Raw genomic sequence first — 23,068 nt, 5'->3', positions numbered from 1 at the left:
GCTCATTCAGATGATTATATAAAAGAGATATTAAATATTTATAACACTATCGCAACAAAAATGACAGCGCTGACATATTTCTTTTAAATACCTTAGGTGTGAAATGTATTTCGGCCGATGTTTTAAGATTAGCCGTCAGCTGTCAGTTTTGAGCCGAATGGTGTTGAATGTAAAACGCGCCAAGCAAGCGTGACGCCTACGATGTATGAGGCGTTTTAACGCCGAACAGGTTTGAGCTATTCACGGCTAAAGCCGTTCCTACGAAATAAAAAATGACGCCTACGCTTTGCTGTAGACGCCAAATTTATTTATCGCAAAAACATTACTCACCCACAACTGTCACGCGGCTGGTTTGCTGTGCGTTTAAACGGGTGCGTAGCGCAACTTTTGTATTGTTATCAACCTTCACAGGCTCGGCATAAGTTTGCCAGCTTTGGCCGTTGTCTAGGCTGTATTCAATGCTCAAATATGCAAATGCGCTGTTGGCATACAACTTACCATTTTCAATCACACCGCCAGGTACTGGTAAATGCAGATTGATGCCATCTTTAGCTAGTTTCTCAAGCTCTTTTAAACCTACAGCACTTGAGAACTCCGCCCAGTCTTTTGCTTGTTTTTTACTATCGACGCTTTCGCCTTCCCAATCGGCTTTATGCCATGCGCGCTCTGCCACTGACAGAATACGCGGGAAGATCATTGCTAATACTTGCTCTTCAGTACGGATTGTTTCTGACCATACCTGTCCTTGCATACCCAGAATGTTCTCTGGCTTTTCAAGTTTAGGTAACGGGCGGCCCACCAACGCTTCTAAATTAATAATTGGCTCACGAGTGCGGGTGTAATCAGCATTGGCATACACGTCATCAGGCATATAGTTAAAGGCCTTTTTAGTATCTGTGTAACGAGTTGCCCAGTAATAACCGCGCTCTTCAGGGTTTGCTTCGTATGGGTGGTCAAAGTACAAATGCGTACCGTGTGATAACACCACTTGGTAACCAGCATTTGCTAGGCGGTATGCTCTATCGGCAACGCCCCATTCCCAAATGTTATCCCAAGTATTTACGGTAAAGGTTTTATTAGGGAACTCATTACGTTTAAACGAGTTTTCGCGGTCATACATGATGCCATCTTCCCAAATACCCGGAGAAATACCACGTTTTTCTAGTAAGGTCGCAACACGTTGTGTGAAGTAAGGTTTTAAATCTGCTGGGCCGGATACACCGTTATTTGGATCGGCAAATAACGCCTGACAGATTGGCGAACCTATCCACGAGCCTGCTCCAACTTCATCACCACCAATATGCAGGTTCTTTAACTGAACACCTGCTTCGCGGTACATCTGCTGAAGTTCATAAGTTACTTTATCTAAAAATGCGTAGGTTGAGTCCATACACACATTCATTGAGTTATCTTTGTAGTTTTGTACCGTCATGTACACAGAGGTATCTTCGGGATCGGTAAGCAAGTATTGCGTTGCAGGTCCCATATCTATGTGTTGAATTTCTTTGTTTGCAGAGCGCGTTTTAATGTTGTTTTTAGCGACTTTCTCAGCTTCTTCTAACATGTTGTGATAACGCGCTTCCATCGCTTTGATTGAGGCACGCGCATGGCCTGGCCCTTCAACTTCTGGGATGATTTGAATGTGGCGGTCTTTCGCAAACTTTAATAGCTCAACAAACTCACCACGTTTCAAATAACCATTACCTGAGCCTGATTTAAACGGTCCAGTGCCAAGCTGAGTTAATAAGCACTCGCGCTCTTCTAAATCAAAGCAGCGATAGCCACCAACGTCGGTAAGCTCTGGTAGGCCTGGGATCTCAAGTCGCCAGCCTTCATCTTCTGAAAAGTGCCAGTGTAGCTTATTCATTTTATAGCGAGCCATTTGCTCAACCAGCTTGAACATTGCCTCTTTGCCATGATAATTACGACCATTATCATAGTGCATGCCACGCCAACCATAGCGCGGTGAATCTTCAAGTTCTAACTGCGGTAAGCTAGCACTACCTTGGCTGTTTGCAGGAATGAGGTTCAATAAGCTTTGCATCGCATAAAACACACCGGCGTTATCGCTACCTACGATGGTGATCATTTCATCATCAACCTCTAGGGTGTAGCTTTCTGCTTTTGCATTATTGAGTTTAGGGTCAACTTTTAAGCGAATTACTTTATCTTTGCCGACATTGATATGATCAGGCTGTGCTTTCAGGCTAATGCCATAGTCATCTTGTAAGTCTTGCATAAACACCATAACTTCGTGCTTAAGCTGGCCCTGATAACTGATTTGCCAATTATTGTTTAACGTTGCGCTACCACGGTTAAAATCGACTTTACGAGGCTTAGGAATAATACGCTTTAAAGCATCATCTTTACTGACCGCAACCTTGTCAGCGCTATTACGCTCGAAACGTACTTTTGCCGTTGCTAAAACCGATAAATCTTTTGGCTCATTGTAACGGCGTAACTGATTCTCACGGGTAAATGGCGTCACAAACTGTTTAAAGTCTTCAGTGTCGGTGTTGGCAAATACGGCAGGTTTATTCTTACCTGACACAAAAAATGCCCGTGGCATAAAGTCACTGTAAGCAACAATCCACACTTGCGCATCAAACGGTAGCTCTAAGCTTTCACCTGCAGCTAAACCTTTAAATGAGCTCGTTGGTACGATGCGGTGCAAGTCACCATTAACGTGTTCAATGTTTAAGCCCGCAACATGCTCAGTTGAGATTTTACGAACTGAGTGGATATAAAGCTGCCAATCGCTCTCGCCTGCAGGTAACGTCACATTAGAGCCATTGTTGAGGGTAATTTTTCCTAAAAAGCCCGCATCTTTATTACGAAAGTTATCTTCTACCGAAAATAGCAGTTCAGTACCTTTCGCAAACTGATCAACTTGCGATTGAGTTAATGCTGCACTTGCCATTAAAGGCGCAGTCGCTAGCATTACCGCGAATAGTGACTTCTTAAAATCCATTACTTTCTCCTCGTTTAAGCCCTGAGTGTACGGTATTTCTGCGTACTATTTTTCATTTTTGTTAATAATTCGTTCCTATCATATAAAAACTAAAATGACAGCGCTATCATTTTGTGAAAAATATAGGTGAGGAGTTAGAAGCTTTAAGCCGTAAGCTGTAAGTTTGAAGCCGAATTGTGTTGTTTGTTGGTAAGGCGTTAGTCCATCGAAAAAGTGTTGAATATAAGACGCGCCAAGCAAGCGTGACGCCTACGTGGTAGGAGGCGTTTTAACGCCGAATAGATCTGACCTATTCACGGCTAAAGCCGTTCCTACGAGGTGCGAAGTATTGTAGGCGTGAAATTTATTTCGCGCGATGTTTTTGGATTTGCCGTCAGGGTATTGATGTAAAACGCGCCAAGCAAGCGTGACGCCTACGTGGTAGGAGGCGTTTTAACGCAGAATAGATTTGACCTATTCACGGCTAAAGCCGCTCCCACGAGGTGTGAGGTATTGTAGGCGTGAAATTTATTTCGCGCGATGTTTTTGGATTTGCCGTCAGGGTATTGATGTAAAACGCGCCAAGCAAGCGTGACGCCTACATGGTAGGAGGCGTTTTAACGCCGAATAGATTTGACCTATTCACGGCTTTAGCCGTTCCCACGAGGTGCAAGGTATTGTAGGCGTGAAATTTTTTCACGCGCACTTATAGCTTATCGCTCAAACCTTAACACAAAGATACTTCTCTTCTAGGTACTCATCTAGACCTTGGTGGCCGCCTTCTCGGCCTAAACCAGACTGTTTAACGCCGCCAAATGGCGCTACTGGGTTTGAGATAAGCCCTTCGTTAATACCTATCATGCCGTATTCGAGTGCTTCGCTTACTCGATAAACTTGCTTTATGTTTTCACTATAAAAATACGCAGCTAAACCATAAGGTACGTCGTTCGCAAGCTGAAGTACTTCTTCTTCATCATCAAAAGCGATGATACTGACTACAGGGCCAAACACTTCATCATGATAGATATCCATCTCTGGGGTCACATCAGTTAAAATTAATGGCGCTTGAAAGCTACCTTCAAGTTCGCTGTTATCACCGATTAACGATGCACCTTTATCAACCGCATCTTGCACAAGCGTTTGAACTTTCTCTTTTGCTTTAGGGTAAATTAATGGGCCGATATCTACCCCGTCATCTAGACCATTACCTACCTTTAACTCAGCTACTTTGTCTGTGAGTTTTTCGAGCACCGTTTCAAGCACTGAGCGCTGAATAAAGATTCGGTTAGCGGCAACACAGGTTTGCCCTGCGTTTCTAAACTTAGCCCCCATAAGGCCAGCAACGGCTTCATCTAAATCGGCATTATCAAAAATAATGAACGGGGCATTGCCGCCAAGTTCCATAGACGTTTGCTTAATTGTTGAGGCACACTGCGATAGTAACTGCTTACCTACACCGGTTGAGCCTGTGAAAGTGAACTTACGCACACGCTCAGACTCGGTCATGATCTCACCCACCATTTTAGCGTTTTCAGAGACCACTACGTTCAGTGCTCCTTTTACAAACCCTGCTTTATCAGCAAGGTAGGCTAAGGCAATAGCGCATAATGGCGTATGCTCCGAAGGTTTAATCACAAAACTACAACCCGCGGCATAAGCTGGCGCCACTTTACGGGTGATCATGGCAATCGGGAAATTCCAAGGGGTAATACCTGCCACCACACCGATTGGCTGCTTTATCGTTGTTAAACGATGTTTGCTGTCGGTAGCAGGGATGGTGTCGCCATAACTACGCTTTGCTTCTTCACTAAACCATTTAATAAAGCCTGCACCGTATTCAACTTCGCCCAAGGCTTCTTTTAAGGGCTTACCCTGCTCTTTAGTCATCAACTCAGCAAGCTGTTGCTTGTGCTCAATAACCAACTCATACCAGCGACGCAACGTTTCACTTCGCTCGGTTGCAGTTGTTTGCTTTAGTTTGCTAAATGCCTCGTCAGCACTTTTTATAGCCAGCTCAACCCCTGCTTCATCAATATCAGAGACATGAGTGATCGCCTCTGCGGTTGCGGGATTATCTACACTAAAACGCTGGCTCGTAGAGTAAAAGTCACCGTCGATAAACGAATCAGAAAAAACCAAATCAGACATAGAACCTCCAAAATCAGCTATCAGCTATCAGCTATCAGCTATCAGCTATCAGCTATCAGCTATCAAAAACATAAAACCTGAGAGATCAATATAAAGCTATTTCAGTTCATTAACACAAAGAACTAAACCTCTATCTCGATCTGCTAAAAACTGACGGCTGAAAGCTGACAGCTCTAAAATAAAAAAACCGCTGTAGAGACCAAGCAACTACAGCGGTTTTTACGAAATCAAAGCCGTTAAAAATTAATGCTCTTCATTAACGATATTGAGATTATACTTTGGAATTTCAACCACTAAATCTTCATCTTTGATCACCGCTTGGCAACCAAGGCGTGACTCAGGCTCAAGACCCCATGCTTTATCTAGCATATCGTCTTCAAGCTCATCACTCTCATCTAAAGAGTCGAAGCCTTCACGAATGATTAAGTGGCATGTTGTACATGCACATGATTTTTCACAAGCATGTGGAATGCTAATACCATTTTTTAGTGCAACATCTAATACCGTTTCACCTGTAGGAGCTTCAATAGCAGCGCCTTCTGGGCATAACTCTTCGTGTGGAAGAAAAATAATTTGTGGCATACCTTACCTCGTTAAACTTCGTCTACTGACTGCCCTTGCAGCGCTTTTTTGATTGATGCATCCATTCTGCGAGCAGCAAATTCGCTACTTGCATTGTCTACAGCTTCAATCGCTGCTTTAATTTCTGCAGGTGTTGTTGCACTTTCGCGTACGGCAACAAGTTTAGCAATTTCTGCTTTTAACGCACCTAATTCTTGTTCATCAAGTAATGCACTGTCGGTTGCCAGTGATGCTTCAAGCGCTTCAACAACACGTAAAGCTTCAACTTGCTGCTCTTTAAGCATCCGCGCTTGCATGTCGTCTTTCGCGTTAGTCATTGACTCTTTGAGCATATTTGCAACTTGGTCGTCTGATAAACCAAACGATGGTTTGACCTGAATTTCAGCCTGCACACCCGTTGATTTTTCCATTGCCGATACACTTAATAGGCCATCAGCATCGACTTTAAAGGTTACGCGAATATGCGCAGCACCGGCTGCCATGGCCGGAATACCTTTTAAGCTGAATTTAGCCAACGAACGACAATCGTCAACTAGCTCACGCTCACCTTGTAATACATGCAGTGACATAGCCGTTTGACCATCTTTGAAAGTGGTAAACTCTTGTGCACGTGCTACGGGGATCGTGGTGTTACGTGGAATAATTTTTTCAACCAAGCCACCCATGGTTTCAAGACCTAGCGACAGTGGTAATACGTCTAATAGCAACATGTCTGAATCTGGCTTATTGCCAACCAGAACATCTGCTTGTAATGCCGCACCGAGTGCAACTACGCGATCTGGGTCGATAGAAGTCAGTGGCTCTTTATCAAAAAATGCAGCAACTTGAGAGCGTACAATTGGCATACGAGTCGAGCCGCCAACCATAACAACTTGCAGTACTTCTTCGTTCTCGATACCCGCATCTTTAACCGCACGGCGACAAGAACGTAGTGTTTTCTTCACAAGGCTAAGAGCAAGCTCATCAAACGTTTCGCGGGTTACTTCAACTTTGTGGCTTTGACCATCAAACTCTAAACCAACATTCACTGTTTGGTATTGGCTTAGTGCTTCTTTACACGCTTTTGCTTTATTGATGAATAAACGTAATACCGATGCAGAAAGCTCGCTCACACCGGTTTGTGTTTTAAAGTATTCAACTAATAGCGAGTCAAAATCGTCACCACCAAGGCTTGAGTCACCGCCTGTAGCAAGTACTTCAAATACACCTTGGTGTAAACGTAAAATAGAAATATCGAAGGTACCGCCACCTAAATCGTACACGGCGATAATGCCTTCTTGGCCTGAATCAAGGCCATAAGCAACAGCCGCAGCCGTTGGCTCGTTTAATAAACGCAATACCTTAATACCTGCAAGCTCTGCGGCATCTTTGGTGCTTTGACGCTGTGCATCATCAAAATAAGCTGGCACAGTAATAACCGCACCTAAGATGTCTTGGCCTGCAAAGCTGTCTTCTGCACGTAGTTTTAATGCTTTTAAAATTTCACTCGATGCAGTAACAGGGCTAATTGCACCTGCAACTGTGCTGATTGCTAATGAGCCATCATGCTCACAAAATTCGTACGGCAGTTGACCATAGCTTTTTTCGATTTCAGCCTGAGTTTTACCTAAAAAACGCTTAACCGAGATTAGTGTGTTTGCAGGGTCTTGAGTAGCAGCTGCAGCCGCTCGCTCACCAACCACAATACTATCTGCTTGGTATTGAACAACCGATGGTAGCATCGCATTGCCTGCTAAATCAGTCAGTGTGCGCGCTTCGCCGCTTTGCACTGTTGCAACTAACGAGTTAGTTGTACCAAGGTCAATACCGACTGCTAATTTGTGCTCATGTGGTGCCGCGCTCTGCCCCGGCTCAGCAATTTGCAATAATGCCATAATGCTCTTTTTAAACTCTTAAATAGCTGTTGTGTAACAACTAACGATTAATCATCAAATAAACTGTCTTCAATACGCTCTAGTTCATCGCGTAACTTATAAACAAACTTCAATTTACGAATATTGTCAGCGGCAGCTTGCCATTGTTGCTCATCATTACTCGCCAGCTGAGCGGCTAATTCACTGCTGTATTGTTTATCGAGCTGTTTAATTTGCGCTTCAAACTGGGCAATTGCTGCATCAGGATCTGCGGCATTTTCAAGTTCTTCTAATTCTTCACGCAGCTCCATTTGCTGCATTAAGAACAGCGGGTCTTGCAATGTTTGTTGCTCGGCGCGAATATCTACACCAAGCTCGCTTAGCATGTACTCAGCACGTTTTACTGGGTGTTTTAAAGTTTGTAATGCATCATTGATTTCTGCTGCATTTTGCACAGCAAGTAATTTGTCACGGCTGCTAGAGCTTGCGTGGCGATCTGGGTGAACTGCACGTTGCAGCTCAAGGTAGTGTTTATTAATAGTCGCTAAATCAATGTTGTAATCTACTGGAATTGCAAATAACTCAAAGTAACGCATTACATAATCCAACTCGGTAAACAGGAAAGAACAAAGCCCTACATAGGCAGGGCTTCAAGCAAAGAAAGTTTTTTAAGCTTAAACGGTGAAGCTTTCGCCGCAACCACACTCATCGGCTTGGTTCGGGTTGTTAAACTTAAACCCTTCGTTCAAACCTTCTTTGGTGTAATCAAGCTCAGTACCATCAATGTAGACTAAGCTTTTGGCGTCAACGATCACTTTCACACCACGGCTTTCAAAAATTTCGTCGCCGTCTGCTAACTCATCAACAAACTCAAGAACATAAGCAAGACCTGAACAGCCCGTCGTTTTAATGCCAACGCGTAGGCCAATGCCTTTGCCGCGATTTGCTAAAAATGATTCTACGCGGTTTGCTGCCGCATCTGTCAATGTCACTGCCATGAATTTATCTCTTACTTCGCTTGTTTGCTTTTGTAGTCAGCAATTGCTGCTTGAATCGCGTCTTCTGCTAAAATTGAACAGTGAATTTTCACTGGCGGTAATTCAAGCTCAGCACTGATATCAGTGTTTTTGATTGTTGCAGCTTCATCTAATGTTTTGCCTTTTACCCACTCAGTTACAAGTGAAGAAGAAGCGATTGCGCTACCACAACCATATGTTTTGAATTTTGCGTCTTCAATTACACCTTCTGGTGATACTTTGATTTGCAATTTCATTACGTCACCACATGCTGGTGCACCCACCATACCTGTTGCAACTGACGGATCATTTTTGTCTAAAGCACCCACGTTACGTGGATTTTCAACATGATCGATTACTTTATCACTATAAGCCATAATACTATCCTCACTACCTGCTAGCGGCGGCGATCACTAATTAGTGATGCGCCCACTCAACTGAATCTAAATCAATACCTTCTTGATGCATTTCCCATAGAGGAGACATCTCACGTAAACGGCCGATCGAGTTTTTGATTAGTTCGACGGTGTAATCAATCTCTTCTTCAGTCGTAAAGCGGCCAATGCTGAAACGAATTGAGCTGTGTGCCAACTCGTCATTACGGCCTAATGCACGTAGTACATAAGAAGGCTCTAAGCTTGCTGAGGTACAGGCTGAACCTGATGAAACAGCAATGTCTTTAACAGCCATTAATAACGACTCACCTTCAACAAAGTTGAAGCTGATATTTACAATACCTGGAACTGAGTGACTTGGTTCACCATTGAAGTAAACTTCGTCCATATCAGCCATGATGCCATCGATCAGGCGCTTACGAAGTGCGCTGATGTGTGCATGGTCTTTTTCGAAATCTTCTTTAGCGATTCTAAATGCCGCACCCATACCAACTAATTGGTGAGTAGCTAGTGTGCCTGAACGCATACCACGCTCATGACCACCACCGTGCATTTGCGCTTCTAAACGTGCGCGAGGCTTACGACGAACATAAAGTGCGCCTACACCTTTCGGGCCATATACTTTGTGGCCAGAGAACGACATGAAATCTACTTTTAACTGTTGCACGTCGATAAGTACTTTACCTGCGCTTTGAGCAGCATCTACGTGGAACATAATTTTGCGCTCACGGCACATTTCGCCGATTGTCGCGATATCTTGGATAACACCTAGCTCGTTATTTACGTGCATTACGCTCACAAGTACTGTGTCGTCACGCATTGCAGCTTCAAGCTTTTTAAGGTCAAGTAAACCGTTTTCTTCAACGTCCATATAGGTTACTTCGAAACCTTGGCGCTCTAGTTCACGACACGTATCAAGCACTGCTTTGTGCTCTGTTTTAACCGTGATAACGTGCTTGCCTTTCTTTTTATAGAACTGCGCAGCACCTTTAATTGCTAGGTTGTTTGATTCTGTAGCACCTGAAGTGAAAACAATTTCACGTGGGTCAGCGTTGATCAGATCAGCAATGTCTGTACGTGCTTGATCAACGGCTTCTTCTGCTTGCCAACCAAAACGGTGTGAGCGTGATGCAGGGTTACCAAAATTACCGTCCATAGTCAGGCATTGCATCATTTCTTTTGCCACACGTTCATCAACAGGCGTGGTTGCTGCGTAATCTAAATAAATCGGTAACTTCATTTCTCTCTCCGCTTTCGTCAAGCTACAGTTGACAGCTTACTTGAATGTTTTCCAGTTGCTTAATTGCATTGTTGATGCTGTTATCTTGGCGCGATGCGACTTCTTTCACATCTGACTTTTCCACCAATTCAGCAAGGGTAATACTATTTAAAAACTCTTCGATACGTGCGCTTAAGTCCGACCATAAGGTATGAGTCAAACAACGCATGCCGCTTTGGCAGCCACCCGTTGCATTGTGGCAACGTGTTGCATCAACAGACTCATCAACGGCGTTAATCACATCACCGACAGAAATTTCGTTCGCTTCTCGACCTAGTAAATATCCGCCACCTGGGCCACGCACAGAGGTCACAAGGCCGTTTTTACGTAAACGGGCGAATAGTTGTTCAAGGTAAGATAACGAAATCTCTTGGCGTTCAGAAATATCGGCAAGAGGCACTGCACCCACATTTGTATGTAGTGCAACATCCAACATGGCGGTTACTGCGTATCTGCCTTTTGATGTTAACTTCATGGAGCCCCCGATGTTACTGCACGCTAAGGTGTGCAAATTTTAATTACCAGACCAAAATAGTCAAGTATTATCACTTGATAAAAATTGATACTTGCCATTGATAAAACCGAATACTTGACAAAAACAGTCAAGTACTGGGTACATTGTAATTACCTGAGTAATTTAGTCAAGTATTATACTTATAACCTGTGATTATTTAATAGACTTATTAATAGAGGTAAGAATACCGCGTAAGATGTTCATCTCAGCTTCTTCTGGACGTGCGCGGTTAAATAAACGACGTAGTTTAGTCATCACCATGCCTGGGTGCTGTTTGATGATAAAACCTGTGTCGTTTAGCGTTTGCTCTAGATGCTCATAGAAAAGCTCAGTTTGCTTCGCATTTGGGTAGGTTACTTCGTCTTCTTCTTGTACTTTTGGCTGTTTATTTAAATATGCCATACGTGTTTCATAACATAGCGTTTGCACGGCCATTGCTAGATTTAGTGAGCTGTATTCAGGGTTTGCAGGAATACATACGTGGTAGTTACATTGTTGTAGCTCTTCGTTCGTTAAACCACTATTTTCGCGACCAAACACGAGTGCAACAGGGCCCTGTTCAGCCTCAGCTACTAATTTTTCACCACATTCACGCGGCTCAACCATAGGCCAAGATAAAGTACGTGAGCGTGCGCTGGTACCAATTGTTAAGCCACAATCAGCAATCGCATCTGCCAGTGTATCAACAACCACTGTTTTACCTAAAACATCAGTTGCACCGGCTGCAAGCGCACTCGCATGACTGTCAATTTCACAAGCAGGATCAACAAGATATAAATTTGATAAGCCCATCGTTTTCATAGCACGTGCCGCTGAGCCAATATTACCAGAATGTGATGTGTTAACTAATACGATACGAATATCATCAAGTGTCATTGCGTTGTTACTTACTGAAAGTCAAAAATTGCGGGGATTATAACATAGCTATCAGCTATCAGCTATCAGCTATCAGCTATCAGCTATCAGCTATCAGCTATCAGCTATCAGCTATCAGCTATCAGCTATCAGCTATCAGCTATCAGCTATCAGCTTCGATCTTATGCATAAGAGATGTCAACATTTTTGATAGCTCTTCCGTTTCACTCACCCAAGCTCTACCGATGGCAGCATCAATATATTTAATCTCAATTCCGATATAAATTTGCGTTCGTGTTTCTGCTATTGACGATCTTGATATATCTAAAAAACGCACCCGTTCTTTTTTGCTGATTCTCACCATACCTTCTGCGATGTTACTCGGTATTGATAAACCAGAACGTGTGAGTTGATTGCGAAAACCAAAATCATTTAGATCTGTCGTTTCTTTGTAGATTTCAGCACTTAATCTTGCTGATCGCTTCCATACCTCTAATTTTTCAAAATTCATACTTGCATCCTTTTAAGTATAAAAACTTTATATAGGCACGAATTTTTCAGAATGCAAATTTCAAACTGACGGCTGACGGCTGACGGCTGACGGCTGACGGCTGACGGCTGACGGCTGACCACTAACCCCTTCTTCTGAAATTAAATCAATAACAAAATCAGAATCGTACAAAAAACAACCTATTTTATTCGAGTTTATTGTTTACTTTACGCTAGAAATCGCTAGAATACGCCGGCTTAAATATATTCGTTCTTTTACAACCCAAAGGTAATGCTATGCATCCAATGTTAAACATTGCGGTTCGCGCTGCGCGTAACGCAGGCAAAATTTTACTTCGCGCAAGTGAAGACTTATCAAAAGTTGATGTACAACAAAAAGGCACTAACGACTTAGTGACTAACATCGACAAAGAAGCTGAAGCCGCAATTCGTGACACTATTTTAAAATCTTACCCAGATCACACTATCGTAGGTGAAGAGCTAGGTGAGCATAAAGGTAAAGATGCAGATTACCAATGGATTGTAGACCCTCTTGATGGCACAACTAACTTCATCAAGGGTATCCCTCATTTCGCAGTATCTATTGCACTTAAAGTTAAAGGTCGTTTAGATCAAGCTGTTATCTATGATCCAATCCGCGGTGAATTATTCACTGCTTCTCGTGGTCAAGGCGCACAGCTTAACAGCAAGCGTTTACGCGTAACTAAAACTAACGAATTAGCAGGTTCTGTACTCGCAACTGGTTTCCCATTCAAACAAAAGCACCACTTAGACGCATACTCTGAAGCGTTTAAAGCACTTTTCGTGCACACTGCTGATATCCGCCGTGCAGGTTCTGCTGCATTAGATATGGCTTATGTTGCAGCGGGTCGTGTTGATGGTTTCTTTGAAATAGGCCTTAAGCCATGGGACACAGCAGCAGGCGAGCTTTTAGTTAAAGAAGCTGGCGGTATGGTTGTTGATTTCGCAGGTGGTATTAACTATAACCAAAGCGGCAACATCATTTGTGGTGCACCTAAGTTAACTCAAGCGATCATTCGTGAAATTCGCCCAGTGTTAACTGAGTCACTACTTCGCTAATAGCGGTTGTAATGTAAAAATGCAAAAAAGGAGCTAAGGCTCCTTTTTTTGTGGCTGAAAATAATCGTTGTCGAGTTTTATCTCTATAACTTCACCTTCTTTAAATGGCAACTTAGCTAAGTCTTCAGCAAAGTAACTGGCAAATAATTGCTCAAATTCGCCCGAGCTTTTCATCGTGTTGAGCCCTTTTAATAATACCTCAGCTAGTTCAGGCTTGTGGTTACTGACAAAAAAGTAAAATGCTGTTGGATAACTAATATAAAGGTTAGGCACTATAACCAGCTCGTCACTTTTGATTTGTTCCATTTCAGACATGACTTCAATAAACGAACGTGGAAAATAATCTACTCGCCCTCTAATCACTAAGTTAAACATCGCTTGATAATTTGCCAGTGGCCTGACTGTTAAGCCGTTTTGCGCAAGGATTTTTGTATCAGGCCAATCATGGCCTTGAATGGCACTAAACTGCGCTAAATCTTGTTTCGTTTTTACATCTTTAAAACGCGGTAGAAACGCTCGTTTAGTGAGTAATGCGCGTTTACCAATGTAGCCTTTAAACAGAGGTACTTTGACTGCTATTGCAAGGTGTTCTCGCTCGGGGCTTGTCATACTCCAAAACACATCGGCCTGCTTTTCATCGAGCATCAGCAAAGTGCGCTGTTGATGAGGGTGAACCAGAACTTCGTTGATTTCTGCTTGATAATTACTGGCGCGTAAAGCCGCTGCCAGCAATTCATGAAGGTAATAATCGCGTTTATAAAGTGGGCGTTGTTCAATCGCTAAATTGACCACATTTTTAGCTTCTGTGGTAAGGCTGTATCCTAGGCTTAGCAATACTAGGATTGCACTACATAGTCGCTTCATTGTTATTTTGTTTATTGTGTTTTTTTTAAGCTACACCCAGTTAAACAGGGACACAAGTAAAATTAAGCAAACTTAAAATTTCTTCATGAGCGGGCAGATATCGCTTCATCTTTATGGCTGCTTAAACGTACCACTGCGGGGGCTGGTCGGCTACGTTTACATACAAACAAGTGGCTACTCTGATAACGTTTGGCCTCTTTTTTCGCATCAGTTGCCAGCGCTGCGACTTGGTGGCTGTTAATACATAGCTCTAAATCAGGCTTAACTAAACCAATTGATAATGTAAGCAGTGGCACAAACTGCTTTTTACCTTCTCGATTGCTTGCCCAATAACCCCCTTGCTCAATATGTTCTGGTGTGAAAAAGGCCCGAGACTGCAGCTCAAACTTACTAATAATGTTATGGCAAACTTGCTCTGCATCATTTTTATCAAACACCACCATAAAGTCATCACCGCCAATGTGCCCGACAAACCCTTTGCTAGTACTACAGGCCTCGACGATGACTTCAGCAAGTAATTTTATAACGCTGTCACCACTGGCATAACCGTACAGGTCATTGAATTGTTTGAAGTGGTTTAAATCAACGTATGCGAGTGAGAACGGATAGTTATTACGAAGTCTCAGCTCAATTGCTTCGTTAATCGCGACATTACCCGGCAGCATAGTCAGCGGGTTGGCATGTTGTGCATGGCGGATTTTTTCTTCGGTAATGTGTTTTAAGATATTACGCAATGGCGCCAAACCTAAGTATTCACCATTTCGAGTGATCACAATATGGCGTCGAATATCAAACTCAAACTCGGTAATTTGCTGGCTCACCGTATCGAGTAACTCGTTTTCGTCAACGATTAACGGCTGTTTATCCATTAAAGAAGTAACTGGCTGCTTATCATAAAGTGCATGGCCATAGGGAGCAGCAAACACTTCAGTGAGTTGATCTCGGTGTAATAAACCAACAGGAATATTGTGCTCTAATACGGCAAGACTAGTTAGCGTTTTATCTTGCTCAAAGATACTGTGGGCATCTTTACAGCGGGTTGTTGCTTCTATGCTGGCGTGCTCGACTGCCAACCAACCAATCGCCATAGACTGCTCAAAAGTATTGCTATTATCTGATGACTCTAAGTGCTTTAAGCAGTGAATATTTATTTCGTAACTTGGCTGTAAGCTCGGCCTTTCAAGTAAAAAGCCTTGTGCATGTTGCACACCTAAGCTTTCGAGTAAACGAAGCTCCTCTGCCCGTTCTATGCCTTCTGCTATCACTTGTGTATTGGTTGCTTTTGCAAGCTCTATAATTGACTTTAAAAACTCTTTTTTAACCACACTCTGATCGCAGTGGTCGATAAAGTAGCGGTCTATTTTTACAAACTCAGGGCATAGCTCAGACCACTGCTTTAAGCCCGAATAGCCAGCCCCTAAGTCATCAATGGCAATCGAAAAACCTAACTCACGATAATGAGCAATGGTTTTTAACAATAAAAAGCCATCATCGACTTTTTCTTGCTCTGTAACTTCAATTACTACCCGGTTAGTTGCAAGGCCAAAGTGTTCAACTAGGTGTAATGTTTCACCTTTAGGATGGCAAGGGTCGAGTAAGGTTTTAGGGCTTACATTTAAGAATAACTTGCCTTGTAAATTGAGTTTCACAAAGTTCTCAATTGCTCTACTGCGGCAAAGTAGCTCCAATTCAGAGATCTTATGGCAAGCAATTGCTGCGCTGAATAATGCACTCGGCATTTCTAATTCAGACCCTTTTGGGCCGCGGCTTAATGCCTCATAGCCCAAAATATGTTGATTAGAAATATCAAAGATAGGTTGAAACAAGGTCTCAATTGCACTGTTATCTAAGATCTGCTGTAGTTGTGCGTTCACCTTACACCTAGCGTTAGTAATACAAATAGGTGGGTAAATTATCAACCTTGTATGACAATTTTATGGCAAGGCTATGACGAGTGCAGACTACTCAATAGCGGTGATGAGCTCAAGTTGCTTAATGCGGGCAAAACTATCAGTCATTTTTAATTTAGCATTTTGGTAATCACTCGTAGCTAAATCAGCTTGTTGCGCTAATTTATAAACTGCAAGTGGATTAAGTAATAACTGCTGTGCGTGATAACAACTTGGCGCCGCAAACTCAGGTAGTTCTGGCTCTACATTAATTGTCATTTCATTCTGCAATGCATCTGCGTCATCACTTTGTTGTTGAAACTCGGTTGCGTCTGCCAGCGCATGCAAACTTGCCTCACACTCTGGCAATTGTGCTTTTAGGTTTAAAAACAAACCTGTTGATGAAGTAATTAACTTGAACGTCAGGTCTTGTAATTGTTGAGCAGCTGATTGGTTTTGTAGTGCCTCTACAACTTGCCAAGCTAAACCTTGGTAGCTGTCGAACTGCTGCTGAAGTGTTACCTCAGGTGTTTGCTGTACTTCTGTCTGTTTTGGCTCTGGCTTATCTTCACAAGCACTGAGCATTAAAAGTATAAACACGCTAAACATCTGGTGTTTCATAATGTCTCCGAGAGTATAGTTAGACTCGTTTTTAAAAATCATAAACAGCTGTAAAACTGTCACTTGTTACCAATTTAGTCAGTTTAGTCATACCAAGACTTACCTCAGCAACAGTGCTTCTGCTGTTAGTTCATTTGTAATGAGACTATTGATCATTCCTGATTCGATCGCTCCTGCAATGGCTGGCACTTTACTGTCACCCGCAGCAATCCCAATAACACGTTTATCATTTGATGGAGAAAGTACCGCACTCGTCACGCGATTATTTATTTCTGATTCGACGAGATGACCTTCACTATCGAAAATCCAGCTAATTACTTCACCTGTTGCACCAATAGCGTCAAGCGCAGCTAGTTCATGCCGAGTAACAAAGCCGTCTAAATGAAGGGGAGAATTTATTCCTAAATCTCCAACACCAACAAATGAAACATCCGCTTGTGATGCCAGTTGATGTACATTTTTAACATGCGTTAATTGCTGCCAATCTGCTTTATCAGCTTCAGATTCTGCTATAACTGGAACTGGCATAGGGAAATGTTGCGCACCAACCCTTTCTGCAACATGAATAGCTACTTCATAGCGACTTGCTGAGCCATCCTGAGCAATATTTCCAACTAAAGATACAATACGATGGTGTGGGCATTGCATCGTAGGTAGCTCTTCTGCGCATGCGCGCAACACTCTTCCAGTACCAAACGCAATGATTTTTGCATGGCGCTGCTTTAGTTGTCTTTCAATTTCTGCGGCACCCGCTTGAGCCAAACCAATGGTAGAATTAATATCGTTACTCTCGCTAGGCACCACTTCACAACTAAGCAAACCGTATCGATTTTGTAGCGCATCAGCAAGCTCCATACAGCGTCGAATTGGATGTTCTAATCGTACTTTTATTAACCCTTGAGATACTGCTAAAGCAACAAGCCTTTGCGCAGATTGGCGAGACGTATTAAGTTGCTTAGCTATTTCATCTTGTGTTTTACCAGCAACATAGTAGAGCCAGCCAGCCCTCGCTGCTTCCTCTAATTTTTGATTATCATTGCTAGGAATTGAAGCCATTTTATACGCCTGTTTGAACAATAAATGAGGTAAATGATTAGAAAAATCAGCTATTCAGCGGCTATTCTATACATAATCTGTCATGAATAACAATTTTAGGGTTCACACTCTAAACTAACAAGACACCTTACTAAATTTTGTTAAATATTAGTGAGGTGCCTATGTATTTCACAAAGAGACAATAACCGCAAGCCCTTCGCAACTGCACAACAAAAGTCGTGCACTCGCTGCCAAATAACGTCGGTTTAAGCTTTAACTAAAAATTTAAACTTAGCTGCAAACCTGCAATCATTGCATTCTCAGCATCATTATCACCATTAGGGTCGATGATATACTGAATACTAGGCATTAACTGTATTGCTGGGGTAACAACATAGTTATAATTTAACTCAATCGGGTACTCATGGTCTCTTACGATTACTTCATCATCTGAAAAATTCGCGTTATAAAAGCGCTGAGCATCATTAAGCTCATTACTCACACTGTTTCGGCCCACTGCAAAACCAATACGGTCGTGTGGTCTACTAACTAAAGGTGCATCAATATATCCGCCAAAAGCCAAAACTTCGCCTATAGCGCTGACACTTTGATCTGCGTGAATCATACTCGCAAAGATACGTAAGCCACCTCCTGAACTATTTCGAGTTAGCTGTTGTTCAATATTAAAATAAAATGCATTATCAGTATCTTCTATAGCGACCATATCACTTGTCGTGCCAGCAGGGTAACCCGCATTATTGACTAATTTAGTTTTATCTAAACTGCTGCGGACAACGCCAAATCGATAATCTCCATCTAACCCATTCTTGTATTGGCGTTTATATTCCAACTCACCTACCAAGGTCGTGCCGTTAACCTCTCCTGATGTTGTTAATTTTAACCCTTGATTTAATGACATAGTTGCAGGGTTTGCATCATAACTGCCTAGTTTAAAAAGCAAATTATCAGTGACTTTGTATGTTAGTTGCACGCCTAGTGCACTAAGGGGGTCACCATACCAACTACTACTCAAATAATTGGATGAGCCACCACTGCAAAATGTCAGGTGCTGAAAGGCACAACTCATGGCAAAAAAATCAGCACTTGGGTAAATTCGACCCACTTTAATGCTAAGTTGATCTTCAAATAAATGCTGAGTTAGAGAGAATTGAGTTAAACGCGTTACATTGCCACGACCATAAATTTGTTGCGACTGCAGCAAAACTGGCAGGTTTGCTTTTTCATTAATAAGCTCGCCATTACGGTTGGTAAGCTCCACCTTAAATTCGGCACCCGACCAATTAAGCAATTTTTCTAAATTAAAGTAGCCACCGGCAAAAAACTGATCGGCATAAGCCGTTTCTGTACTTTCTCCCCCTTTTAAGTTGTGAGCTGTTTGACTGAAGTAGCCTAAGCGAACATCCACACCTTGCTCTGCTAGCTTATCTCTTGCCCCTAACCAACCGCCACTTAGATGGCTGTGAACATCAAAACTTTCATCTGCATAACCTGACTGAGAATACAGCAACATAATGGCTGCGATAGATTTAAGCCGAGCGACGTTTAAATAGCGTTCACTTTCCCCTTTCCATGTACGACAAAACTTTGGTTGTTGATTTGTGTTCATATGCGTGTTCTCCATTTTAATTTGCCCTAGCTGATCAACATCTTAGTATTCAACGCCCAAGAAAGAGCAAATGACATAAATATGAGCATATTCCTAACACAGAATATATTTGTCAACATCAAAAAATAGAGCTCAAATTCTAATTAAAAGAAATTAGAATCTGTGAAAGAGAAATTAAAATGGATAAAACTAATCCTCTTTCATATGAACACCATTTCAGGAAAAATCAAACACCAGTATAACCAACTAAAAAATAACAACTTTATCAAGATTGATTTAATGAAGCTTTAATTCCAGAACAAGAGCAATTACTTCGACTTATTAATGACAATCAGCCGATTAAATAGACTGATTCATTAACATTGACAAACAGCAATCAAAATAGGATTATGCCCACGTGCAACCCATTTGCCCAAACAGGAAGATTTACTTTATGTAAATACTCAATGACAACAATCATGGGCGTGTTGATTTTTGAAATTTTCTATTTATCTAATAAAAAGTTTTAGTGTTAAACAATGAACACACAAATAAAGATGCAGTTAAGCTATTTGCTTACAAATCAGCATGCCTAAAAAGTACTGGGATCGTTACTTATGAATACTAATCATAAAGACCTAAACCATATAGAAGAAGAGCAATTACCTATTGCAAAACATAAGCTCAAAGGATGGAGACATTTTTTAGGTTTATACGCAGGAGAGCATGTTGCTGCTACTGAATTTGTATTTGGCGCAACCTTTGTCGCACTTGGCGCAACCATGACGGATATTCTGCTTGGCTTGCTAATTGGTAATATTCTCGCCGTGCTAAGCTGGACACTAATCACCACCCCAATTGCTGTTGAAACACGCCTGAGTCTATATACTTACCTTCAAAAAATAGCAGGAAACTCAATGACCCGGTTATATAACTGGGCGAACGTCATAATCTTTACGGTTATTTCTGCTGCTATGATCACCGTTTCTGCAACGGCTGTTCGCTTTGCACTTGATATTCCCGCGCAATTAAATTGGTATCCAACAAACGCATGGTTTGTCATGGTCGTTCTTGCCGTAGGCATTATCGTTGTATTGGTTGCTATGTATGGTTTTAACGCTGTATCGCAATTCTCAGGTATTTGTGCTCCGTGGTTATTTGTTATGTTCATCAGCGGTCCATTAGTACTCATGCCTGAACTTGCCAATTCGGTCATTGGTGAAACCTCTGTCTCGAGTTGGGGAGACTTCATGCACATTGGCAGTGTCTCTGTATGGACTGGGTTAGATGCCAATGGTGAGCCAGGCATAGGGCTATTAGAAGTCATTGGTTTCTCTTGGGCAGCAAACACCATCACTCACTTTGGTTTAATAGACATGGCTCTGCTGCGTTACGCAAAGAAAAAAAGCTATGGCTTATGCACATCAGCCGGTATGTTATTTGGTCACTATATCGCTTGGATCTCTGCAGGCATTATGGGTGCGGGTACAGCAGTTTTGGTGAAAAAGTCGATTACTGAGCTAGATCCTGGCGATGTTGCGTTCCATGCACTTGGGTTATCTGGGTTAGTTATTGTTATTGTTGCAGGTTGGACTACAGCAAATGCAAACTTATACCGAGCGGGTCTTGCTGCACAAGCTATATTTAGTAACCTTTCGCGTACCAGAACGACATTTTTAGTGGGCATTGTTACTGTTTTAATTGCTTGCTTTCCATTTGTATTTACTAAGCTACTGCCACTTCTTACATACGCAGGACTTTTAGTCGTACCTGTTGGCGCTATCGTTTTTGCTGAACATTTTTTATTTCCAAAGATAGGTCTAACTCGTTATTGGGTCACCTACAAAAAGCTTGAGCATAGCTCTGCGGCTGTTATTGCGTGGGCACTTGGCCTAGTGTTCGGATTTACACTAAACGCGATCAATATAATCCCATTCTACTACCTTTTCTTACCAACTTGGGTATTCAGTATTGTCGTATATATTTTATTAGCAAAACGAAATGGCGCTGCGCAGAAGTATCCTGAAGAAGAAGCAGAGCTAGCTAATTTTGATAAAAAAGTAGAAAGATTTCACGCCGAACAAGCAGCCAATGAGCCAGCATTTATTCTTGATCAGCGCCTGTTAACCAAAGTACTCACTGCGGTTGCTTGGTTAAGTCTAGGTGTTACTGTGGTGCTAGCAGCAAATGCCATGTTCAACTCACCAGATGTTGCTTCCTATGAACACAATAGAACGTTATTTTTCAATAGTGGATTCGCTTGTACCATCATTTACTTCGCGAGTGCGTATTGGGCTATGCAGCGTAAAAAACAATTTTCAGCCGTTTAACTGCTCGGGGGCAAAACATGAGCGCACTTTCTTTAAATAACTCAACACTGAGCTCTTTTCCTACATCTATATCAGTGCCGCGTTATAACCGACAATCACTAAAAGCTGGGATTGTCCATGTTGGTGTGGGCGGGTTTCACCGCTCTCATCAAGCTTTCTATACTGATAACTACATCAACCATACTGGCGATCTAAGTTGGGGCATTTGCGGTATAGGCTTGCGCGAGGCTGATCGGGCTATAAAGCAATCTTTAGAAGCACAAGATTATCTGTACTCCCTATTGGTAAAGCACCCAAATGGCAAAACTGATACGCAAATAATTGGCTGTTTAACCGATTTTCTCTTAGCGCCAGATGATCCAGAAGCTGTTATAAATAAAATGGCCGCTGAGGAAACCCAGATTGTTTCATTAACAATAACCGAAGGGGGTTATAACTATGATCCATCAACCGGCGAGTTCGATTTTTCAAACCCCGATATACAACATGACTTAGCAAACCCAAACAAGCCAAAGCTGATTTTTGGCTACCTTGCTGCTGCTTTAGATCGCCGCAGAAAGAGTGGTCAAAAACCGTTTACAGTTCAGTCTTGTGATAATGTTCAACACAACGGTGATGTCATACGAAAAATGTTAGTTACTTACATTAGTTCATATGACTCAGAGCTTGCTGATTGGGTCGCAAATCAAGTTAGCTTCCCTAATGCAATGGTCGACCGTATTACGCCTGCAACCACAGATAAAGATATTGCTCTAGCAGAACAGCTGGGAGTGATTGATTCATGGCCTGTCACGTGTGAGCCTTTTCACCAATGGGTCATCGAGGATAAATTTTGTCAACAACGCCCAGCTTGGGAGAAAGTAGGTGCGCAAATAGTCAATGATGTAACGCCTTATGAAACCATGAAAATTCGCTTATTAAATGCAAGCCATACTGTTATGGGAATACTCGGATCTTTGCGTGGCTATCAAACCATAGAGCAAACAATTTCAGATCCCTTATTTGCTACAGTGGTAAGCAACTTCATGGATAACGAAGTAACACCGATTTTAGATGACGTACCTGGTATTGATCTAAGTGATTATAAGCGAACACTGATAGCTCGATTTGCAAACCCAAACATCAAGGATAGCCTTGCACGAATTTGCTCTCAAAGCGCAAGTAAAGTCTCCACCTTTTTAGTACCTACGATAGTAGAGAACCTTAAAATTGGTGGGAATGGTGCGATTGCTAATTTAGTAATTGCAGCTTGGTGCTTATACAGCGACACGCATTCGTCTCAACAAGGTCAGCCTTTAGAGGTTATCGAAGATACGGCTGAAACATTACAGCAGGCTGCTCATGCATCACGCATTTCACCACTTGCTTTTCTTGAGCAACCGAGCATTTTCGGCTCAATTATTGAGAACGAGTCATTTTGTAATGAATATAAATATTACATCAGCCAACTCTATGCGGGAGTGGCAATTGAGCAGATTATGGAGGCGGTGTTAAGTAGTTATAAGGCCAAGTAGTATCAGGCAGAGTAAGTTTAAAAATAA

At 42.2% G+C, this 23,068-nt stretch carries 19 protein-coding genes; 3 read left to right on the top strand and 16 right to left on the bottom strand.

What is annotated here, in order from left to right; genetic code table 11:
* Positions 1 to 322 precede the first annotated feature (322 nt).
* From IMPJCBKJ_RS09180 to IMPJCBKJ_RS09130, 11 genes are all read right to left on the bottom strand, one after another.
* The gene (locus tag IMPJCBKJ_RS09180) at positions 323 to 2,971 is read right to left on the bottom strand and encodes a family 20 glycosylhydrolase (protein WP_166339899.1); all 2,649 of its coding nucleotides are present in this window, start codon (positions 2,969 to 2,971) and stop codon (positions 323 to 325) included.
* Positions 2,972 to 3,670: 699 nt separating this feature from the next.
* Positions 3,671 to 5,098, bottom strand: coding sequence for an NAD-dependent succinate-semialdehyde dehydrogenase (locus tag IMPJCBKJ_RS09175; RefSeq protein WP_166339897.1), 1,428 nt, complete (start codon positions 5,096 to 5,098; stop codon positions 3,671 to 3,673).
* A 243-nt stretch (positions 5,099 to 5,341) separates the two neighbouring features.
* Positions 5,342 to 5,680, bottom strand: coding sequence for an ISC system 2Fe-2S type ferredoxin (fdx, locus tag IMPJCBKJ_RS09170; protein ID WP_054552505.1), 339 nt, complete (start codon positions 5,678 to 5,680; stop codon positions 5,342 to 5,344).
* Between the two features lie 11 nt (positions 5,681 to 5,691).
* Positions 5,692 to 7,554, bottom strand: a complete 1,863-nt coding sequence (gene hscA / locus IMPJCBKJ_RS09165) for a Fe-S protein assembly chaperone HscA (protein WP_166339895.1) — start codon at positions 7,552 to 7,554, stop codon at positions 5,692 to 5,694.
* Positions 7,555 to 7,601: 47 nt separating this feature from the next.
* Positions 7,602 to 8,129 carry a co-chaperone HscB gene (gene hscB, locus IMPJCBKJ_RS09160; protein WP_054552503.1) on the bottom strand — a complete coding sequence of 176 codons (528 nt, stop codon included), beginning with the start codon at positions 8,127 to 8,129 and terminating at the stop codon, positions 7,602 to 7,604.
* Between the two features lie 78 nt (positions 8,130 to 8,207).
* Complete coding sequence (iscA, locus tag IMPJCBKJ_RS09155) at positions 8,208 to 8,531, bottom strand: iron-sulfur cluster assembly protein IscA (RefSeq protein WP_054552502.1); 324 nt, start codon at positions 8,529 to 8,531, stop codon at positions 8,208 to 8,210.
* 11 nt (positions 8,532 to 8,542) lie between these two features.
* Positions 8,543 to 8,926: a Fe-S cluster assembly scaffold IscU gene (iscU, locus tag IMPJCBKJ_RS09150; protein ID WP_054552501.1), complete on the bottom strand. Its 384-nt coding sequence runs from the start codon at positions 8,924 to 8,926 to the stop codon at positions 8,543 to 8,545.
* A gap of 40 nt (positions 8,927 to 8,966) precedes the next feature.
* Positions 8,967 to 10,184, bottom strand: coding sequence for an IscS subfamily cysteine desulfurase (locus tag IMPJCBKJ_RS09145; protein WP_054552500.1), 1,218 nt, complete (start codon positions 10,182 to 10,184; stop codon positions 8,967 to 8,969).
* A gap of 22 nt (positions 10,185 to 10,206) precedes the next feature.
* Complete coding sequence (iscR, locus tag IMPJCBKJ_RS09140; protein ID WP_054552499.1) at positions 10,207 to 10,698, bottom strand: Fe-S cluster assembly transcriptional regulator IscR; 492 nt, start codon at positions 10,696 to 10,698, stop codon at positions 10,207 to 10,209.
* A gap of 192 nt (positions 10,699 to 10,890) precedes the next feature.
* On the bottom strand, positions 10,891 to 11,613 hold the full coding sequence (gene trmJ / locus IMPJCBKJ_RS09135) for a tRNA (cytosine(32)/uridine(32)-2'-O)-methyltransferase TrmJ (RefSeq protein WP_138602698.1): 723 nt from the start codon (positions 11,611 to 11,613) through the stop codon (positions 10,891 to 10,893).
* Positions 11,614 to 11,755: 142 nt separating this feature from the next.
* Positions 11,756 to 12,103: a four helix bundle protein gene (locus tag IMPJCBKJ_RS09130; RefSeq protein ID WP_054552497.1), complete on the bottom strand. Its 348-nt coding sequence runs from the start codon at positions 12,101 to 12,103 to the stop codon at positions 11,756 to 11,758.
* 275 nt (positions 12,104 to 12,378) lie between these two features.
* Here IMPJCBKJ_RS09130 and suhB point away from each other — a divergent pair, with 275 nt between their 5' ends.
* On the top strand, positions 12,379 to 13,182 hold the full coding sequence (gene suhB / locus IMPJCBKJ_RS09125; RefSeq protein ID WP_054552496.1) for an inositol-1-monophosphatase: 804 nt from the start codon (positions 12,379 to 12,381) through the stop codon (positions 13,180 to 13,182).
* 33 nt (positions 13,183 to 13,215) lie between these two features.
* On the opposite strand, the gene IMPJCBKJ_RS09120 is transcribed toward suhB, so the two are convergent.
* From IMPJCBKJ_RS09120 to IMPJCBKJ_RS09100, 5 genes are all read right to left on the bottom strand, one after another.
* Positions 13,216 to 14,046 carry a transporter substrate-binding domain-containing protein gene (locus IMPJCBKJ_RS09120; RefSeq protein WP_166339893.1) on the bottom strand — a complete coding sequence of 277 codons (831 nt, stop codon included), beginning with the start codon at positions 14,044 to 14,046 and terminating at the stop codon, positions 13,216 to 13,218.
* Positions 14,047 to 14,129: 83 nt separating this feature from the next.
* Positions 14,130 to 15,920, bottom strand: a complete 1,791-nt coding sequence (locus IMPJCBKJ_RS09115) for a GGDEF domain-containing protein (protein WP_054552494.1) — start codon at positions 15,918 to 15,920, stop codon at positions 14,130 to 14,132.
* 87 nt (positions 15,921 to 16,007) lie between these two features.
* Complete coding sequence (locus tag IMPJCBKJ_RS09110; RefSeq protein ID WP_166339891.1) at positions 16,008 to 16,556, bottom strand: hypothetical protein; 549 nt, start codon at positions 16,554 to 16,556, stop codon at positions 16,008 to 16,010.
* A 99-nt stretch (positions 16,557 to 16,655) separates the two neighbouring features.
* Positions 16,656 to 17,612: a sugar-binding transcriptional regulator gene (locus IMPJCBKJ_RS09105; protein WP_054552492.1), complete on the bottom strand. Its 957-nt coding sequence runs from the start codon at positions 17,610 to 17,612 to the stop codon at positions 16,656 to 16,658.
* A 256-nt stretch (positions 17,613 to 17,868) separates the two neighbouring features.
* Positions 17,869 to 19,218: a carbohydrate porin gene (locus tag IMPJCBKJ_RS09100; RefSeq protein ID WP_166339889.1), complete on the bottom strand. Its 1,350-nt coding sequence runs from the start codon at positions 19,216 to 19,218 to the stop codon at positions 17,869 to 17,871.
* A 596-nt stretch (positions 19,219 to 19,814) separates the two neighbouring features.
* Here IMPJCBKJ_RS09100 and IMPJCBKJ_RS09095 point away from each other — a divergent pair.
* Complete coding sequence (locus IMPJCBKJ_RS09095) at positions 19,815 to 21,527, top strand: hypothetical protein (RefSeq protein WP_138600197.1); 1,713 nt, start codon at positions 19,815 to 19,817, stop codon at positions 21,525 to 21,527.
* A gap of 17 nt (positions 21,528 to 21,544) precedes the next feature.
* On the top strand, positions 21,545 to 23,041 hold the full coding sequence (locus IMPJCBKJ_RS09090; RefSeq protein WP_166339887.1) for a mannitol dehydrogenase family protein: 1,497 nt from the start codon (positions 21,545 to 21,547) through the stop codon (positions 23,039 to 23,041).
* Positions 23,042 to 23,068 lie beyond the last annotated feature (27 nt).

The organism is Pseudoalteromonas sp. MB47, assembly GCF_011319765.1.
Taxonomy (GTDB): Bacteria; Pseudomonadota; Gammaproteobacteria; order Enterobacterales; family Alteromonadaceae; genus Pseudoalteromonas; species Pseudoalteromonas simplex.
Note: the sequence above shows the minus strand (reverse complement) of the source record. Positions and strands in the feature narration are given on the sequence as shown.

Excerpts from the sequence above, each read along its gene's own strand:
- IMPJCBKJ_RS09120 (WP_166339893.1), bottom strand. The coding sequence starts at position 14,046 with ATGAAGCGACTATGTAGTGCAATCCTAGTATTGCTAAGCCTAGGATAC.
- IMPJCBKJ_RS09145 (WP_054552500.1), bottom strand. The coding sequence starts at position 10,184 with ATGAAGTTACCGATTTATTTAGATTACGCAGCAACCACGCCTGTTGAT.
- fdx (WP_054552505.1), bottom strand. The coding sequence starts at position 5,680 with ATGCCACAAATTATTTTTCTTCCACACGAAGAGTTATGCCCAGAAGGC.
- IMPJCBKJ_RS09095 (WP_138600197.1), top strand. The coding sequence starts at position 19,815 with ATGAATACTAATCATAAAGACCTAAACCATATAGAAGAAGAGCAATTA.
- IMPJCBKJ_RS09175 (WP_166339897.1), bottom strand. The coding sequence starts at position 5,098 with ATGTCTGATTTGGTTTTTTCTGATTCGTTTATCGACGGTGACTTTTAC.
- IMPJCBKJ_RS09105 (WP_054552492.1), bottom strand. The coding sequence starts at position 17,612 with ATGGCTTCAATTCCTAGCAATGATAATCAAAAATTAGAGGAAGCAGCG.
- IMPJCBKJ_RS09090 (WP_166339887.1), top strand. The coding sequence starts at position 21,545 with ATGAGCGCACTTTCTTTAAATAACTCAACACTGAGCTCTTTTCCTACA.
- IMPJCBKJ_RS09110 (WP_166339891.1), bottom strand. The coding sequence starts at position 16,556 with ATGAAACACCAGATGTTTAGCGTGTTTATACTTTTAATGCTCAGTGCT.
- suhB (WP_054552496.1), top strand. The coding sequence starts at position 12,379 with ATGCATCCAATGTTAAACATTGCGGTTCGCGCTGCGCGTAACGCAGGC.
- hscB (WP_054552503.1), bottom strand. The coding sequence starts at position 8,129 with ATGCGTTACTTTGAGTTATTTGCAATTCCAGTAGATTACAACATTGAT.
- iscR (WP_054552499.1), bottom strand. The coding sequence starts at position 10,698 with ATGAAGTTAACATCAAAAGGCAGATACGCAGTAACCGCCATGTTGGAT.
- IMPJCBKJ_RS09130 (WP_054552497.1), bottom strand. The coding sequence starts at position 12,103 with ATGAATTTTGAAAAATTAGAGGTATGGAAGCGATCAGCAAGATTAAGT.
- IMPJCBKJ_RS09100 (WP_166339889.1), bottom strand. The coding sequence starts at position 19,218 with ATGAACACAAATCAACAACCAAAGTTTTGTCGTACATGGAAAGGGGAA.
- hscA (WP_166339895.1), bottom strand. The coding sequence starts at position 7,554 with ATGGCATTATTGCAAATTGCTGAGCCGGGGCAGAGCGCGGCACCACAT.
- iscA (WP_054552502.1), bottom strand. The coding sequence starts at position 8,531 with ATGGCAGTGACATTGACAGATGCGGCAGCAAACCGCGTAGAATCATTT.
- iscU (WP_054552501.1), bottom strand. The coding sequence starts at position 8,926 with ATGGCTTATAGTGATAAAGTAATCGATCATGTTGAAAATCCACGTAAC.
- IMPJCBKJ_RS09180 (WP_166339899.1), bottom strand. The coding sequence starts at position 2,971 with ATGGATTTTAAGAAGTCACTATTCGCGGTAATGCTAGCGACTGCGCCT.
- trmJ (WP_138602698.1), bottom strand. The coding sequence starts at position 11,613 with ATGACACTTGATGATATTCGTATCGTATTAGTTAACACATCACATTCT.